Origin of the sequence: Buttiauxella izardii, from assembly GCF_003601925.1 — a bacterium.
GTDB classification, from domain to species: domain Bacteria; phylum Pseudomonadota; class Gammaproteobacteria; order Enterobacterales; family Enterobacteriaceae; genus Buttiauxella; species Buttiauxella izardii.
Genome location: NZ_QZWH01000056.1, coordinates 51,204 through 66,365, shown reverse-complemented (window position 1 = coordinate 66,365; position 15,162 = coordinate 51,204). Strand labels below are relative to the sequence as shown.

Genomic DNA, 15,162 nt, shown 5'->3' with positions numbered 1-15,162 from the left:
ACGCTAGCGCTTATCCACCCTACAAAACCAAAACGTAGGTCGGATAAGCGCAGCGTCATCCGACACAACAAGGCTGCACCAATAAAAAAGTAGTGCCATTTAAAAGGGATTAATTATGGGAAAATTACAGCCGCTTGCTTTATGGCTGGCATGTAGCCTATGTGTAGCCCAGGCGCATGCCGATGACACTCCACAATACATCAGCACTCAGGAACTCTCTGAGCAGCAAGAACTCCCGGCGCTGGATGGCTCATCCAGCCTGCCGCTCAACGCCCCGGCACCGGGAACGCTGACGCTCAACGATGCAGTAAACCGCGCTGTAACCTGGCATCCGAGCATTCATGAAGCCATCGGCAAGCTGGCCGGGCAGTCGGAACAGGTCAACGTCGCAAAATCAAAATACTACCCGCAAGTCACGGCGGGCATGAATAACGGCTACAGCAACAGTTATAGCGACAGCGGCTTTAGCCCGTCGCTGGTGTTGTCGGTTTCGCAGATGCTTTACGACTTCGGCAAAGTTTCAAGCCAGGTGCGCGCCGAAAGCGCGGGCGTGGCGCAGGAACAGGCCAACGTTCTGGTAAGCATTGATAACGTCGGCCACGACACGGCTAACGCCATGATTCAGGTGCAGATGTGGCAACAAATGGTCGATATCGCCAAAGATCAGCTCGACGCCTTGAGCGCCATTGGCGGTTTAACCGAAAAGCGCAATAACGAAGGGGCGACGTCGATGTCGGACGTGGTGCAAACCAACGCACGAATCGAATCTGCCCGCTCGCAGTTGATTCAGTATCAGGCCAATCTCGACAGCGCCCAGGCCACATTAATGAGCTGGCTTGGCTGGGAAAACCTCAACGACATCAGCAACGAATTTCCGAATAAACTCGGCAAAAGCTGCGATATCACCAAACCCGACGACCGCTTAGTGCCCGCTGTTTTAGCCTCGTGGGCGCAGGCGAGCGTGGCGCAGGCGAATCTCGATTACGCCAACGCGCAGATGACGCCGACCATTTCCCTCGAACCGCAGGTTCAACACTATCTCAACGATAAATACGCCAGCCATGAAGTGCTCGACCGCACGCAATATTCCGCGTTTATCAAAGTTGAAATGCCGCTCTACCAGGGCGGTGGCTTAACCGCGCGGCGCAATGCGGCAAGCCACGCGGTGGAAGCGGCGCAATCTGGCGTGCAACGCACTCGCCTGGATATTCGCCAGAAACTGATGGAATCGCGCAGCCAGGCGCTCGGCCTAATGGGCGCGGTGCAGGTATTACAGCGCCAGGAACAGTTGAGCGCCCGCACCCGCGAACTCTATCAGCAGCAATATCTGGATTTAGGTTCGCGCCCGTTGCTCGACGTGTTGAATGCGGAACAGGAAGTTTTCCAGGCCCGTTTCGCCCAGCTCCAACTCCTCAGCCAACTTCATCAATTGCAGCTCAACTGCCTGTATAACTCGGGCCGGTTGCGTAACGCATTTGGCCTGGAACACCGCACCATCCAGTCACTGGAGATCCAGCCATGAGCAAAACTCCACCTCCTGTTGATGAATATCTGAATGAACAATCCCTTAGCCACTGGGCGCAACTGATTAGCCACGTCGCTGCGCACTATCGCGTGGTCTGCTCGCCCGGCACCATTCAGGCGAATGCGCCGTGGTTTAAAGACAAAAACATGCTTTCGGCGCTGACGCAGCTCTCGCGCCAGGCGGGGCTTTCATTTCACATGTTGAACGCCCCGGAACTGGCGATTGGCAAATGGCGGCTGCCTCTCGCGGCGTGCCTGAACAACGGGCAACTGGCGGTTATCGAACATTTCGACGGTGAAGATACCGTGGATATTTACGTGATTAACGGCGAGCGCCAAACGAATCGCGTTTCGCTGCGCGAACTGCTGCCAGAAATCCGTTTTGTGGCAGCACTTCGGCCCCTTTCGGCGCTGAAAGACAGCCGCGTCGATAGCTATATTTCGCGCTTCAGCCCGGACTGGCTAAAAGAGCTGGTGATGCAGGATTTGCGCCCGTATGGCCCGGTGATGTTGGCGGCATTTCTGGTCAACGTGCTGTCGCTTTCCGGGATACTTTTCTCGATGCAGGTTTATGACCGCGTGATCCCCGCGCAGTCTTATCCCACGCTGTATGTGTTGGCATCCGGCGTGTTACTGGCAGTGATCTTTGGTTTTGTGCTGCGCGTGGCGCGTGGGCATATTATGGACGTGCTCGGTAAACGAGCGGATATGCGCGTTTCAGATCGCGTTTTCAGCCACGCACTGCGCCTGCGCAACAGCGCGATCCCCCGTTCCACCGGCAGCTTTATTTCCCAGCTTCGCGAACTCGAACAGATCCGCGAAATGATCACCTCGTCAACGATCTCGACGATCGTCGATCTCCCCTTCTTCTTTATGTTCATTATTGTGTTGGGCATCATCGCGCCGCAACTGGCGTGGATTGCCCCGGTGGCGGCGGTATTAATGATTTTGCCCGGCCTTTTGCTGCAAAAGAAACTGGCGATGCTCGCTAACCAGTCGGCGCACGAAGCCACTTTGCGCAATGCGGTGCTGGTGGAAAGCGTGCAAGGGCTGGAGGACATCAAGCTGATGCAGGCGGAAAACCGCTTTTTGCAGCAGTGGAACAGCTACATTCGTATTACGGCGGAATCCGGCCTGCGCACTCGCCAGCTTTCGCAAGGGTTGATCAGCTGGGGAATGACCGTTCAAAGCCTGGTGTATGCGGCGGTGATTTTGTTTGGCGCGCCGCTGGTGATTGAAGGCGACATGACAACCGGTGCGATGGTTGCCGCATCCATGCTCGCTTCGCGCATGATTGCCCCGATGGCAAACCTGTGCGGCGTGCTCGCTCGCTGGCAACAAGTCAAAGCCGCGAAACAGGGGCTGGACAGCATTATGCAATTGCCGGTGGAAACCCAGCGCGACGAAAGCCTGGTGCATCAGGATATTTTCCACGGTCACTATCTGTTTGAAAACGCGCAGTTTCGCTACCACAGCGAAGACCAGCGCATCCCATTGCGCATCGCTCATCTCGAGATTCAACCCGGCGAACGTGTGGCGGTGCTCGGGCGCAACGGCGCGGGGAAATCCACTTTGTTACAAGCGTTATCAGGCGGCGTCGATTTAATCAGCGGCGATGCGCGGCTCGACAACCTGAGCATGACGCAAATTGATATGGCGGATTTGCGGCGCAACATCGGCTTTATGAGCCAGAACGCTCGCTTGTTCTACGGTACGCTACGCGAAAACCTCACCCTTGGCGCACCGAATGCCAGCGATGAAAACATCTTCGAAGTGCTGGAAATCAGCGGCGCGGGCAACTTTATCAAGAGTCTGCCAAAAGGACTCGACCACGCGATTATGGAAGGCGGTGCGGGTTTATCCGGCGGGCAACGCCAGTCGATTTTACTCGCCCGTATGCTGTTGCGCTCGCCCAATATTGTGCTGCTCGACGAACCGACCGCCTCCCTCGATGACCATACCGAACGCGAATTTATACAACGCCTGGGGCAATGGCTGGGTAATCGCACGTTGATTGTCGCCACTCACCGCGTGCCGATGCTCGAACTGGTGGAACGCGTGCTGGTTCTCAAGGAAGGACAACTGGTGATGGACGCACCGAAAGCTCAGGCGCTGAGTAACAGCAATAACAGTCGCGCCACCGTACAGCCAAACGGACGGGAGTGGAAAAATGAAAACCAATCAGCATGACGCCGCCATGGCCGATTCGGATATTCAGCGCGAACGGGAGTTTTCCGGTGCCAGCCGCATCATTATGATCAGCGTGCTGCTGTTTATTTTGCTCGGCGTGTGGGCGTGGTTTGGCACACTGGATGAAGTCTCGACCGGCACCGGGAAAGTGGTGCCGAGTTCACGCGAACAGGTACTGCAATCCCTCGACGGCGGTATCGTCACCGAACTGCTGGTACACGAAGGCGACAAAGTTGAAGCCGGGCAAATCGTCGCCCGCCTCGACCCGACGCGATCCGAATCCAACGTGGGCGAAAGCGCTGCGCGTTACCGGGCGTCGCTGGCTTCGAGCGTGCGGCTTAACGCGGAAGTGAACGATTTGCCGCTGGTTTTCCCCGACTCGCTCAAAGCCTGGCCGGATCTCCTCGCCTCCGAAACGCGCCTGTATAAAAGCCGCCGCGCACAGCTCAACGACTCCGCATCGGACATTCAAGACGCGTTGGTTTCGGTGAATAAAGAGCTGGGGATAACGCAACGGCTGGCGAAAAGCGGCGCTGCGAGTAACGTGGAAGTGCTGCGTTTGCAGCGGCAAAAAAGCGATCTACAGCTCAAAATCACCGACCTGCGCTCGCAATATTACGTGCAAGCTCGCGAGGCGCTTTCCAAAGCGAACGCCGAAGTGGATATGCTTTCGGCCATTATCAAAGGCCGTGAAGATTCCGTGAGCCGCATGACCGTGCGCTCGCCGATGCGCGGCATCGTGAAAAACATCCAGGTGACGACCATCGGCGGCGTGATCCCGCCCAACGGTGAAATGATGGAAATCGTGCCGGTGGACGATCACTTGCTGATTGAGGCGCGTCTCTCCCCGCGCGACATTGCCTTTATTCACCCTGGCCAGCGCGCGCTGGTGAAAGTCACCGCTTACGATTACGCCATTTACGGCGGGCTGGAAGGCGTCGTTGAAACCATTTCCCCGGACACCATTCAGGACAAAGTGAAGCCAGAAATCGTCTATTACCGGGTGTTTATCCGCACTCATCAGGATTACCTGGTGAACAAAGCCGGGCATCATTTTTCGATATCGCCGGGGATGGTCGCCACCGTGGATATCAAAACCGGGCAAAAAACCATCGTCGATTACCTGATAAAACCGTTCAATCGCGCCAAAGAAGCCCTGCGCGAACGTTAACAGGCATCAGGGGTAGTAAGTGGCGCTACAACTCTGTTATACTTACAAAACACTTGTGGGGCTGATTCTGGATTCGACGGGATTCGCGAAACCCAAGGTGCATGCCGAGGGGCGGTTTGCCTCGTAAAAAGCCGCAAAAAAATAGTCGCAAACGACGAAAACTACGCCCTAGCAGCTTAATAACCTGCTAAGAGCCTTCTCTCCCTAGCTTCCGCTCTTAAGACGGGGATCAAAGAGAAGTCAAACCCAAAAGAGATCGTGTGGAAACCTTGCCTGGGGTTGAAGCATTAAAACTAATCAGGATAGTTTGGTAATGGCGTGTCTACCCGCAGTTGCCCGGCGAATGTAAAGATAGACTAAGCATGTAGTACCGACGGCGTAGTAATTTCGGACGGGGGTTCAACTCCCCCCAGCTCCACCAAAATCTTCAATCGATGATTACCAGAGTCATCCGATTAAGTCTAAAGAGCCCGCATGGCACAAGCCCTGCGGGCTTTTTTGTGCCTGCAATTTTTCCTGGGAAGTCTGAAGCAAACTAATTAAATCCGAACCTTTTAGGCACCTTGTTAGGCACCTCATAAAGCTTTATTGTTTTTGAGGTGCCTAAAACTATGGAAACCCGGCAATGGCAAGACAAACCAAACCTTTATCCGTCAAAGAAATCGAATCCGCCAAACCCAAGGAAGCGGACTACGTTATCTATGATGGCGATGGCCTTGAGCTACTCATCAAATCCACCGGCAGCAAAATATGGCAGTTTCGCTACATTCGTCCTGTCACCAAGAAACGAGCGAAGAAGAGCATAGGGCCCTACCCTTCAGTTACTCTTGCCGATGCTCGAAGCTACCGGGCAGAGGCTCGCGTTCTCCTCGCAAAACAAATCGATCCTCAGGAGCATCAGCAAGAACAACTCCGCAGTTCACTTGAAGCCAAAACCAACACTTTCCAACTCGTAGCTGAACGTTGGTGGAATGTGAAGAAAGCCAGTGTGACCGAGGACTACGCAGAGGATATCTGGCGCTCGCTGGAGAGAGATGTTTTACCAGCGATTGGCGATATCACTATTACAGATATTAAAGCTCATACACTGGTTCAGGCCGTTCAACCGGTTCAGGCCAGAGGAGCGCTGGAAACCGTACGACGCCTGTGCCAACGAATCAATGAGGTCATGGTTTATGCTCAAAATACTGGCCTAATTGATGCGGTTCCTAGCGTCAATATTGGCAAAGCCTTTGAGAAGCCTCAGAAGAAGAACATGCCAAGCATCCGCCCGGATCAGTTACCTCAACTCATGCAGACTATGCGTACCGCCAACATTATTCAGTCAACACGATGCTTGTTCATGTGGCAGCTTCTTACAATCACTCGCCCAGCCGAAGCAGCTGAGGCTCGCTGGGATGAAGTGGATCTGGAAGCGCGAGAATGGAAAATCCCCGCATCACGCATGAAAATGAACCGTGACCACACTGTTCCATTGTCAGATGAAGCAATTGCGATATTGGAAATGATGAAGCCGTTAAGTGGCAACCGGGAATTTATCTTCCCTAGCCGTATCAAGCCCAACCAGCCAATGAATAGCCAGACGGTTAACGCTTCGCTAAAACGTGCAGGTTTTGGTGGGGTGCTTGTGTCACACGGTCTGCGATCCATCGCCAGTACGGCCCTTAATGAACAAGGCTTTCCACCTGATGTTATTGAGGCAGCACTTGCCCATGTGGACAAGAATGAAGTCCGTCGAGCATATAACCGCAGTGACTATCTTGAGCAACGACGTCCTATGATGCAGTGGTGGGCTGACTTCGTTATGGCTGCTGATCTAGGAAGCATGATTGGAGATGGCATTCGAGGTATAAGGCTTGTCGGCTAATAACGGTGTAAGCGCTCAGAATGGGCGCTTACACCTTTGTCGGTAACCAGCATTAACATTTCATTTACTCATCTTAGTTTTGTTAGTTTTGTTAGTTTTGTTAGTTTTGTTAGTTTTGTTAGTTTTGTTAGTTTTGTTAGTTTTGTTAGTTTTGTTAGTTTTGTTAGTTTTGTTAGTTTTGTTAGTTTTGTTAGTTTTGTTAGTTTTGTTAGTTTTGTTAGTTTTTGATAACTTAGCATCAAAGGCATGTTTCACATCATCAACCTGTACTGACCATCTTTTTAAGATTATCTCGCGCAGTGATTCTTCACTGCTTACATGTGAGCCTTGAAAGTTATTTTTTTCGATGAAAGCCCACAATGGATTTATGACATCCTCAATTACAGCGCTCTTGTTTTTCCAACCATCCTCAGGAGAATTTTTATAAATTAACCTGACAAGCTCCTCCTGTATAATTTTATATACATCAGCCTTTTTAGTACCTCCTTTTTTTCCTGCATTACACCTGATCTTAGATAGTTTCGTTATTTTATCATCTTCGATTTTAACCCAAACCATTCCGAGACATTTATCTAATAGCTCAGAAGCCGTAAACAGAGCATCAAACGCAACTTGTTCATCATCTTGTATAACGGATACTCCCCATTGATACGACATTGAGGCGTACACCAAATGTGCGATGAATACATCTTCTATTGAATTATCCAAGACAAGTGGTTTCATTGTCTCCCTGAAAATTCGGCTTTCCAAATCTCTCCAGCATTCTTTTATAGGATTATATATAGCATTGGCCTCCTCCTTTCTTAGCAGAACTCCGTTTACCTGATGGTATCTGGACCCTCCTGGTGGTAGCTCAGCATAAGACGATACTTCTGTACCCATCCTTGCAGGATCAAAATAAACTAATTTCATTCTTGCAAGCTCCTCCTGCATCACTGGGTAATGTTCATCCAATGCGTGAGCGTGTTCCTTCCATTCGCAATTAGTCATCGCCTTCGAGAGCTCTTCAAGTTTACGTCCGTTTTTTTCATGCAACTTAGAAAGATATATCATTTTAACTATCCTTATCAATTACTTAGATGCTGTAAAAAATATTTTTTTGGTAGCTACATTTTTTACATTTCAGATTCCGGCTAATCTCTCACAACCAAAGCGAACCAATGAGGGGCAAACAAGCATGATCACTTTACCTGCAGTCAGAATACTCCGATTACCTGCTGTTATCCATAAAACAGGCATATCACGGGCTACGATCTACGACTGGTTGAATCCTAAATCGCCACGTTACGATCCAACCTTTCCTAAGAAAAGAAAACTTGGGACACAATCTGTTGGTTGGCTTGAATCAGAAATCGATGAGTGGTTGTTGCATCGTAGTCTTATCAATTAATCTAAAAGAGGAGCTAGATAGGATGTATGTCTAAAAAAAATAGTTCATCGCAAAATAAAGAGCTTTGTCTCAAATTCAAGACACTTCCCACTTTTGCACAACGGTTAATAAGTTATATACATTATAAAACAGGAGCCGCCGCTGAACTTATTTTAATAGTGTTACTTGGGGTAATGGCACTTGCCTGCCAGGACAAATTTGATGTTCAGCTTAAAAATGGGAGAACCTTTACATCACTTTATCTCATGCTATTGGCACGCTCAGGTAGCAGGAAATCAACCGTATTCAAGCTGTTAATGGAGCCTATCTACCGACTGGAAAAAGAGCTGAAAGATGATTTTCTGGTAAAGGAAAAGCTTTATGAAATAAAGCGAGCATCTTGGAAAGCTGAGTTAAAGAAGCTTAACAAGCAATTCAATAAAGCTGATGCTGTTGATGAGAACGACGCACTCAAAGCAATTGAGGAATGCCAGATAAGAGAGCCAGTAGAACCGGTAAGACCACGTCTTATTATTCATGATTCTACAATTGAGGGACTTATAAAGGTATTAGCGTTGGGATCTCCGTCATTGATGCTCGGTTCTGATGAAGCTGGCGGATTGTTTGGCAGTAATCTATTCCGCAACACACCAGCACTCAACTCGGCGTGGGGAGAGGGACGGATTTCTGATAGCAGAGCATCCCGTGAGAGTTATGATGCTGATGATGTTCGGCTGACAATACTAATGTTACTGCAATCGGAGATATTTAACGACTCTATGGTGGGCAAACAAGGTAAAGGTATACGGAGTACAGGATGTTTAGCCCGTTTTTTGTTAGTTGACCTAGAACAGATACCTGAACTATGCAACATCCCTGATGCCTGTTCATGGTCTGACGAGGCAGTACTTGAGGAATTTTTCTGTCTTCTCACTAAGCATATGCAGGATGGGATAAAGCGCAGAGAGAAAAATGAAGAACGTATCTGTGTTACTTTTTCTCCGGAGGCACAAGTCGCCTGGAATTCACAGAGTGGAGAAATTCAGGAAAAAATAAAAAAAGGAGGCGAACTACACCATTATGATGATTTTGGTGCTCGATTTATGGAGCATGCTTCAAGAATTGCAGCTGTAATGCAAATGTTTATTACACCCGACTCACCAATAATTACTAAGGAGACTTTGGTATCAGCGTTTAAAATAACTGAATGGTTTATTAATCATTTGATGATGAAAATAGATTCCACCAGAAAATATAGTGATTCTGAAATATTGTTTTTTTGGCTTGAGGAACATGTTCCCAGTAATAAATCTTACGACTTTAGGAGGCATAGCATTCGTAGAGATGGTCCAAATTCTCTTAGGAGCATAGAGCGCCTGATATCTGCTTTAAATAAGCTTGAAAGTGATGGAAAGGTTCAGTTATTCAAGGAGGGTGGTGTTGATTACGTGAAACTCATTGGTTCAGAAATTAAGCCTGAAGATTTGGCTATTGCATTAAACATACCATTAATTTCATCTGGGTCTGTTGGTTTTAATAAACTACCAAGGCATGAATAACTTCAGAGTAACCAATGTCTTTCTGATTAATATATTTTATTCTTGAAGCTAGTCACGCTGCGGATTTAGCTTAATTTATTAGCGAGGGTAATCAATGGGTTTTAACTGGTATATGTAATATACCTTCATCAATACTCTAATCTTATACCTGCATATCCCCCCACTAGGGATTATATCCAACATCACATGGGTAGCGTGAGGGCTACCCATTACCTAATGATTAATATTTACAGAATGAAGGATTATTATGAAATCACAATATGAGCTTAGCAATGAAGAAATTGATGACTTGGTAGCGATAGCATCCAGAAGGTATAGATCACCTATTGACCTAGATATTCTCATCTCACTACTTAACATGGTCTATGACACGCTGGAGCAGCATAACCGGATACTCGCTATTCGTACTGACCCGAGATTCGCCCAGTCCCATGTACCGGGAGAGCCTGATCTACCACTGTGCTTCCAGCGTGATGATCCGCAGGCAATTACTCGCTTCTTCGATTCACTGAAAAGCCAGTTAAGGGCAGATCATAACCGGTCCAGGAGACCGGGTAATCCAACATTACCATCTTATGGGTGGTGTAGAGAACGCGATACAAGCGAGCATCCCCATTACCACCTGATGTTGTTGTTTAATGCAGATGTGTATGGGTACCTGGGCAATTACCAAGAACTCAATGCTAAAAATATGGCAACCCGAATACAGAAAGCCTGGTGCAGTGCTGTAGGGCTTGCTCACGAAGATTACGCGACATTAGCTGAATTCCCACCTAATGCTGTTTACAGGTTTACCAAGTTCGATGCCTTGGATCGTAACCCTGTTTACTGGAGTTTTCTGATTCGACTGGCGTATCTGGCGAAGACTAGAACCAAGGATACCCACAGCAGCAACCGTAACTTTGGCACAAGCCAGTGTCCACGCTTAGGCGGATTAGCCTGTTAATAGCACTCTGGGTGAGGTATTTATCCTCACCCAGTCAATTAACATAATTGACACATTTCTCGGTAAAAAATTCGATAATGTATCTCGGTGCCCTGCTACAACCTGCTACATGTAGCAGCTGTAGCAGCCTTCAAAGATCAAGTGAGATCACTGTGCCATTTGTTCTTCGGTGAGAATGGCTAAAGGATTGTTACTTACATCACCATTTGCACATCTTCTTACTTATCAGGGACATCTTTTATCTCAAATAACTCGATTAATCATCCTGCAGCTAATAAAATTCAATTTTTAGTCGTTATCTGATTGCGAGATTGACGGTTCGCTCCCCTATACACATGCAGTGCTTATGCAGCTGAGGGCGGTAGCTTGGAGCGCGGTTATGACTTGCTGACTATGACACTCACTTGGCTAGCGAATTCGAGTCCATTCTTAACAGAAAATGGGATTATTCTCATCTTGGCATCACTGATGCAGTGGGAGTAAAAATTTATATCAAAAGTCAAACACAATTTATCAATTAATGGATTGTACTTACATAGCATGAGGTTTGGTTTATGCACACCATCTACGGAGATACTATTAACGATCTAATGATGAAGGTCATAGAAAAAGTGCTCTTTGAGGGTGTCAACATACCGACTAGGAATGGGAATGCTATAACTATCTATGATGTTAGTATGATCCTGCAGAATCCAAGATCAAGGCATTTAAGTTTAGTCGGTCGAAAAAACAACATATTCTCAACTTTCGCTGAGGCAATGTGGGTTTTTGCAGGGGATAATCGGATTCATCCATATTTAACTTTTTTTCTGCCAAGAGCTCCTAAATATTCAGATGATGGGATCATTTGGCGAGCTGCTTATGGAGAAAGGCTTTACGCTCATGGGCAACTAGAGAACGTTGTACAACAATTCAAAAATGACGGAATTTTTACTAGGCGAGCCGTTATCAGTTTATACATGCCTGATAGAGACACTAATGACAGTCTTAGAAAGAAATACAACTTAGAGAATAGCGTTGACATACCCTGTAATAATTTAATTCATTTCTTTATCACTCCGGATAAGAAACTAAATATTAAAATAATCCAAAGAAGTGGGGATTTAATATTCGGTGTAAGCAATATTAATATTTTTGAATTTAGTTTACTCCAGGAGATTGTGCTATCTATATTACAGCGAGAAGTTGATAGTCAAATCAAACTAGGGTATTTGCATCATTCAATAACAAATCTGCATATTTATGAAGATAGGATTGAGCAAGCTAGAGATATTTTTAACTGTAAGGAAATACAAATAACCGATTTAGTCAATAATGATGAAATTTCATTCCCATCATCATTACTTGGTATAAAAATGTTATTCTGTGAAATAGTCTCATTTCTTGATTCAAAGATAACAGGCTCACCGCATAACGTTAAAACTTTTACTCAGGAAGTTACTAAGCTAAAAAATATATTCGATAAACACTCTGTGAAAATAGAAAACAATCTATTATGGGGATATGCAGAAGCTGCTTTATCATATATATATCAAGTTAGATTTGATGAGCCAATAGCATTGAGCACAAAATTAAGTTATGAGTTCAGTTTAAGCGTAAATTCAAACTACTTTAATAAATCCAACAAGGGAAATCTATGAAAATTGCTTTCATGGGTATATCAGGTAGTGGGAAAGATTTCCTCGCAAATTATCTGATATATAATCATGGCTTTACACGATTATCATTTAGTGATCAACTGAAAAAATTAGCGCATTACATTTACCCATGGTTCGAAAAAGATTATCCTTCTGAAGAAAAAACACTCCCACTAAATATTTCCTTATCGACTGGTGAACTAATCAGTTGTTCCCCAAGAGATATATGGTTAAGCCTAAATAAGTTAAGAGAGATTGAAGATAAGATATTTATTAGAATGCTATCAGAAGAGTTAAACCTTTTAAAGTCAAATAGTAAGGGTAATGAAAGAAGAATAATAATTACTGATATAAGATCTAATGAAGAGTTCATATGGTGTAAGGATAATCATTTCACTGTAATCTATATAGAAAGGGAAGCAAATGATTATAAAAAATATGAAATTGATAATCATGTAATTGAGAATAAAGAAAAGGCCGATTATCACTTTCATAACAATACAAGCGGGATAGATAGTTTTAAATTTTTCTTTGAAGAGGAACTATCTAATGGATAATAAAAACGATCAACTATTTTGTAATGTTAGTGACATTAAAATAAAAACCGCCAAACCAATATTGAATGAAGATGTTATAAGAGAATGGTTTTATCATCAACGAGAAAGAACCTCTATATATTACAAGAAGGAAATACTTAAACACCCACCTTATTGGACAGATGATGAAATTTTGAGGAGCTATAAATTCGTTAATACCAAGAGAACATGGGATAGAGAAACAAAATGGCTATTGGCTAATGTAATTAACAATAGCAATGTGAGTTACGAAAACAAAATACTCAATTCATTTCTCTTTAGGGTAATAAACAAAAGTGAGACCTTACATGAAATTAATGCTCCTTTTGATTTTTCGAGAATGACAGTAATTGATATTGATCATACAATTAGAGAAAAAACTCATGATATGTCAATAAAGAATCCAAAGTATGTTTTTTTTAGCGCCGCGTATATACTTGGCGGACCAAAAGTTAATTTTGGAAGATTTTTAGAAGATAAAGAGCATAAAACGGAAATGAACATGATTATCAGGATGATCAAGTTTGTTTTTTATAACCAAGATAAAATAGTAAAGGGAGTAAAATCTGCGGCAAATCAGTTAGAAGTATTCAATCATCTTAAATCATTCGCTGGGATTGGCGATTTTCTTGCTTATCAAATATTTGTGGATTTAACATACATAGTTGACTTTCCATTTACAGAAATGAACTTTGTTATTTCGGGGCCTGGCTGTGAAAGAGGGATTAATTGGATTTTTTCTGATAGAGGAGGAATGAATAGCGAAGAATGTTTATTTTGGTTCACTATAAACCAAAGCAATATTGCAGAAAAATATAATGAAGAGTGGGAAATGGATAAAATATTTCACTTTTTGCCTGAAGAAGAAAGAATATATACGCTAATGGATATGGAAAATAGTGGCGCCTGCGAAATAGATAAAAGATGTAGAACAAAGTTTGGAGGCAAAAGGCCAAAGCAAAAATATCATTATCAAAATAACATGAGGCTATTTTGATAACTGATAACTGATAACTGATAACTGATAACTGATAACTTCAATGGTTCAGAAAGGATTTGAAAATGCCTAAAGAAATTAAGAAAAATGTTTTTGTTAGTCATCATCACAAAGATGACGCCAGTGTCGATGGAGTTTCGCGGTTAGCTGCAGCAAAAGGTTATCACCTACGAAATAGCTCTGTCAGAATGAAACCTGAAAATCAGAGACGTGCTGATGAAAAAAAGATTAGTGATAGAACCATAGCTCGTTTGCTCAGGATGAAAATGAGATGGGCTGGTCAAGTTATAGTAGTTATCGGGAAAGAAACACACACAAGAGCATGGGTGAATTGGGAAATTCAAGCAGCTCATCAGCTTGGCAAACCTATTATAGGTGTCTATGAAAATGGTTTGAAAGATGATGTAAAACTACCTGAAAACCTTGAAAAATATGCAACATCTATCGTTTCCTGGAGAAGCGATGCAATTATCAGTGCACTTGAGGGTAAAACAAGTTTTCAAAAACCTGATGGTACTGATAGGGATAAAGTACAAGGGGGAAATGTAGTATGTTAATAGAAAACAACTCTTATCTTTATGCCTATTCAATAACACGAGACTTTGGTTTTGCACCTAACCCATTTCATGGAATTTGTACCTTAGCAACATGCAAACCTAGAATTAGAAAGGCTGCTAACATTGGCGATTGGATTCTGGGGATTGGCGGGGCTAATTTAAAATCTGTTAAAAAAAAGTGTATTCTACTAATGAAGGTGACTGAGAAAATAAGTTTTAATGATTATTGGGAAGACAATAGATTTGCCATCAAAAAACCAGCGAGAAATGGTAGTCATGTGCAGATTTTGGGGGATAATATCTATCATCAGGACGACAATAATGATTGGATTCAAGAAGATTCACATCATAGCAATGCTGATGGCTCATTCAATATGACAAATCTTGAACGTGATACTCGTACTGACCAGGTGTTGATTTCAAGACATTTTTATTATTTTGGTGATAAAGCCGTTGATGTAGACTTAGACTCAATTGGCTATCACAGAATTAGAGATTATATAAAGCTTTCCTTAGATCACTCTATCCCTGCAAATGATCTTATTAAAAAAATAGACGCTGAGTTTCATAGTGATAAAAATATAGTTATATCTGATCCATGCCAGTTCTCTGATTTCTATAAACGTGTAGATCAGGGAACTGGTGAGCTCTATTAATAAGCACTCACACTATAACTCTGGATATTATTTAATAATCCTCAACTTTCATTCAGAAACTGGCAATCTTGCAATGTTTAGTAATTCAAGATTCTACAATGAAACTTGCCATGC

13 protein-coding genes and 1 other RNA gene are annotated in these 15,162 nt (G+C 44.5%); 13 read left to right on the top strand and 1 reads right to left on the bottom strand.

What is annotated here, in order from left to right:
* Window positions 1–115 precede the first annotated feature (115 nt).
* The 5 genes from D6029_RS20290 to D6029_RS20270 all read left to right on the top strand — a co-directional run bounded on the left by D6029_RS20290 (window position 116) and on the right by D6029_RS20270 (window position 6,752).
* Window positions 116–1,522 carry a TolC family outer membrane protein gene (locus D6029_RS20290; protein WP_120066496.1) on the top strand — a complete coding sequence of 469 codons (1,407 nt, stop codon included), beginning with the start codon at window positions 116–118 and terminating at the stop codon, window positions 1,520–1,522.
* Window positions 1,519–3,714: a type I secretion system permease/ATPase gene (locus D6029_RS20285; protein WP_120066495.1), complete on the top strand. Its 2,196-nt coding sequence runs from the start codon at window positions 1,519–1,521 to the stop codon at window positions 3,712–3,714. Before D6029_RS20290 ends, D6029_RS20285 begins: the two co-directional genes overlap by 4 nt.
* A 7-nt stretch (window positions 3,715–3,721) precedes the next feature.
* Window positions 3,722–4,885, top strand: coding sequence for an HlyD family type I secretion periplasmic adaptor subunit (locus tag D6029_RS20280; protein WP_120066500.1), 1,164 nt, complete (start codon window positions 3,722–3,724; stop codon window positions 4,883–4,885).
* Between the two features lie 57 nt (window positions 4,886–4,942).
* Window positions 4,943–5,306, top strand: a transfer-messenger RNA (tmRNA) gene (ssrA, locus tag D6029_RS20275).
* 204 nt (window positions 5,307–5,510) lie between these two features.
* Complete coding sequence (locus tag D6029_RS20270; RefSeq protein ID WP_120066494.1) at window positions 5,511–6,752, top strand: integrase; 1,242 nt, start codon at window positions 5,511–5,513, stop codon at window positions 6,750–6,752.
* Between the two features lie 60 nt (window positions 6,753–6,812).
* Here the strand turns inward: D6029_RS20270 and D6029_RS22565 are convergent, their stop codons facing one another.
* Complete coding sequence (locus tag D6029_RS22565) at window positions 6,813–7,805, bottom strand: hypothetical protein (protein ID WP_167456039.1); 993 nt, start codon at window positions 7,803–7,805, stop codon at window positions 6,813–6,815.
* Window positions 7,806–7,929: 124 nt separating this feature from the next.
* Between D6029_RS22565 and D6029_RS20260 the strand changes: the two genes are divergently transcribed.
* The 8 genes from D6029_RS20260 (at window position 7,930) to D6029_RS20225 (ending at window position 15,048) form a co-directional block, all read left to right on the top strand.
* Window positions 7,930–8,142: an AlpA family transcriptional regulator gene (locus tag D6029_RS20260; RefSeq protein WP_120066493.1), complete on the top strand. Its 213-nt coding sequence runs from the start codon at window positions 7,930–7,932 to the stop codon at window positions 8,140–8,142.
* Window positions 8,143–8,168: 26 nt separating this feature from the next.
* Window positions 8,169–9,680 (top strand): YfjI family protein, encoded by a 1,512-nt coding sequence (locus tag D6029_RS20255; RefSeq protein WP_120066492.1) that lies wholly within the window; start codon window positions 8,169–8,171, stop codon window positions 9,678–9,680.
* Between the two features lie 247 nt (window positions 9,681–9,927).
* A complete protein-coding gene (locus D6029_RS20250) occupies window positions 9,928–10,626 on the top strand; it encodes an inovirus Gp2 family protein (protein ID WP_120066491.1) in 699 nt (232 codons plus the stop codon).
* A gap of 554 nt (window positions 10,627–11,180) precedes the next feature.
* Complete coding sequence (locus D6029_RS20245) at window positions 11,181–12,266, top strand: thymidylate synthase (RefSeq protein ID WP_120066490.1); 1,086 nt, start codon at window positions 11,181–11,183, stop codon at window positions 12,264–12,266.
* Window positions 12,263–12,820 carry an adenylate kinase gene (locus D6029_RS20240; protein ID WP_120066489.1) on the top strand — a complete coding sequence of 186 codons (558 nt, stop codon included), beginning with the start codon at window positions 12,263–12,265 and terminating at the stop codon, window positions 12,818–12,820. Before D6029_RS20245 ends, D6029_RS20240 begins: the two co-directional genes overlap by 4 nt.
* Window positions 12,813–13,835 carry a nucleotide kinase domain-containing protein gene (locus D6029_RS20235; protein ID WP_120066488.1) on the top strand — a complete coding sequence of 341 codons (1,023 nt, stop codon included), beginning with the start codon at window positions 12,813–12,815 and terminating at the stop codon, window positions 13,833–13,835. The genes D6029_RS20240 and D6029_RS20235 overlap by 8 nt, the downstream gene beginning before the upstream one ends.
* A gap of 65 nt (window positions 13,836–13,900) precedes the next feature.
* Window positions 13,901–14,392, top strand: coding sequence for a TIR domain-containing protein (locus D6029_RS20230; RefSeq protein WP_120066487.1), 492 nt, complete (start codon window positions 13,901–13,903; stop codon window positions 14,390–14,392).
* Window positions 14,386–15,048, top strand: a complete 663-nt coding sequence (locus D6029_RS20225; protein ID WP_120066486.1) for an Nmad2 family putative nucleotide modification protein — start codon at window positions 14,386–14,388, stop codon at window positions 15,046–15,048. The genes D6029_RS20230 and D6029_RS20225 overlap by 7 nt, the downstream gene beginning before the upstream one ends.
* Window positions 15,049–15,162 lie beyond the last annotated feature (114 nt).

What these genes read in the sequence shown, in the direction of transcription:
- D6029_RS20290 (WP_120066496.1), top strand. Translation starts at nt 116, where the DNA reads ATGGGAAAATTACAGCCGCTTGCTTTATGGCTGGCATGTAGCCTATGT.
- D6029_RS20285 (WP_120066495.1), top strand. Translation starts at nt 1,519, where the DNA reads ATGAGCAAAACTCCACCTCCTGTTGATGAATATCTGAATGAACAATCC.
- D6029_RS20280 (WP_120066500.1), top strand. Translation starts at nt 3,722, where the DNA reads ATGGCCGATTCGGATATTCAGCGCGAACGGGAGTTTTCCGGTGCCAGC.
- D6029_RS20270 (WP_120066494.1), top strand. Translation starts at nt 5,511, where the DNA reads ATGGCAAGACAAACCAAACCTTTATCCGTCAAAGAAATCGAATCCGCC.
- D6029_RS22565 (WP_167456039.1), bottom strand. Translation starts at nt 7,805, where the DNA reads ATGATATATCTTTCTAAGTTGCATGAAAAAAACGGACGTAAACTTGAA.
- D6029_RS20260 (WP_120066493.1), top strand. Translation starts at nt 7,930, where the DNA reads ATGATCACTTTACCTGCAGTCAGAATACTCCGATTACCTGCTGTTATC.
- D6029_RS20255 (WP_120066492.1), top strand. Translation starts at nt 8,169, where the DNA reads ATGTCTAAAAAAAATAGTTCATCGCAAAATAAAGAGCTTTGTCTCAAA.
- D6029_RS20250 (WP_120066491.1), top strand. Translation starts at nt 9,928, where the DNA reads ATGAAATCACAATATGAGCTTAGCAATGAAGAAATTGATGACTTGGTA.
- D6029_RS20245 (WP_120066490.1), top strand. Translation starts at nt 11,181, where the DNA reads ATGCACACCATCTACGGAGATACTATTAACGATCTAATGATGAAGGTC.
- D6029_RS20240 (WP_120066489.1), top strand. Translation starts at nt 12,263, where the DNA reads ATGAAAATTGCTTTCATGGGTATATCAGGTAGTGGGAAAGATTTCCTC.
- D6029_RS20235 (WP_120066488.1), top strand. Translation starts at nt 12,813, where the DNA reads ATGGATAATAAAAACGATCAACTATTTTGTAATGTTAGTGACATTAAA.
- D6029_RS20230 (WP_120066487.1), top strand. Translation starts at nt 13,901, where the DNA reads ATGCCTAAAGAAATTAAGAAAAATGTTTTTGTTAGTCATCATCACAAA.
- D6029_RS20225 (WP_120066486.1), top strand. Translation starts at nt 14,386, where the DNA reads ATGTTAATAGAAAACAACTCTTATCTTTATGCCTATTCAATAACACGA.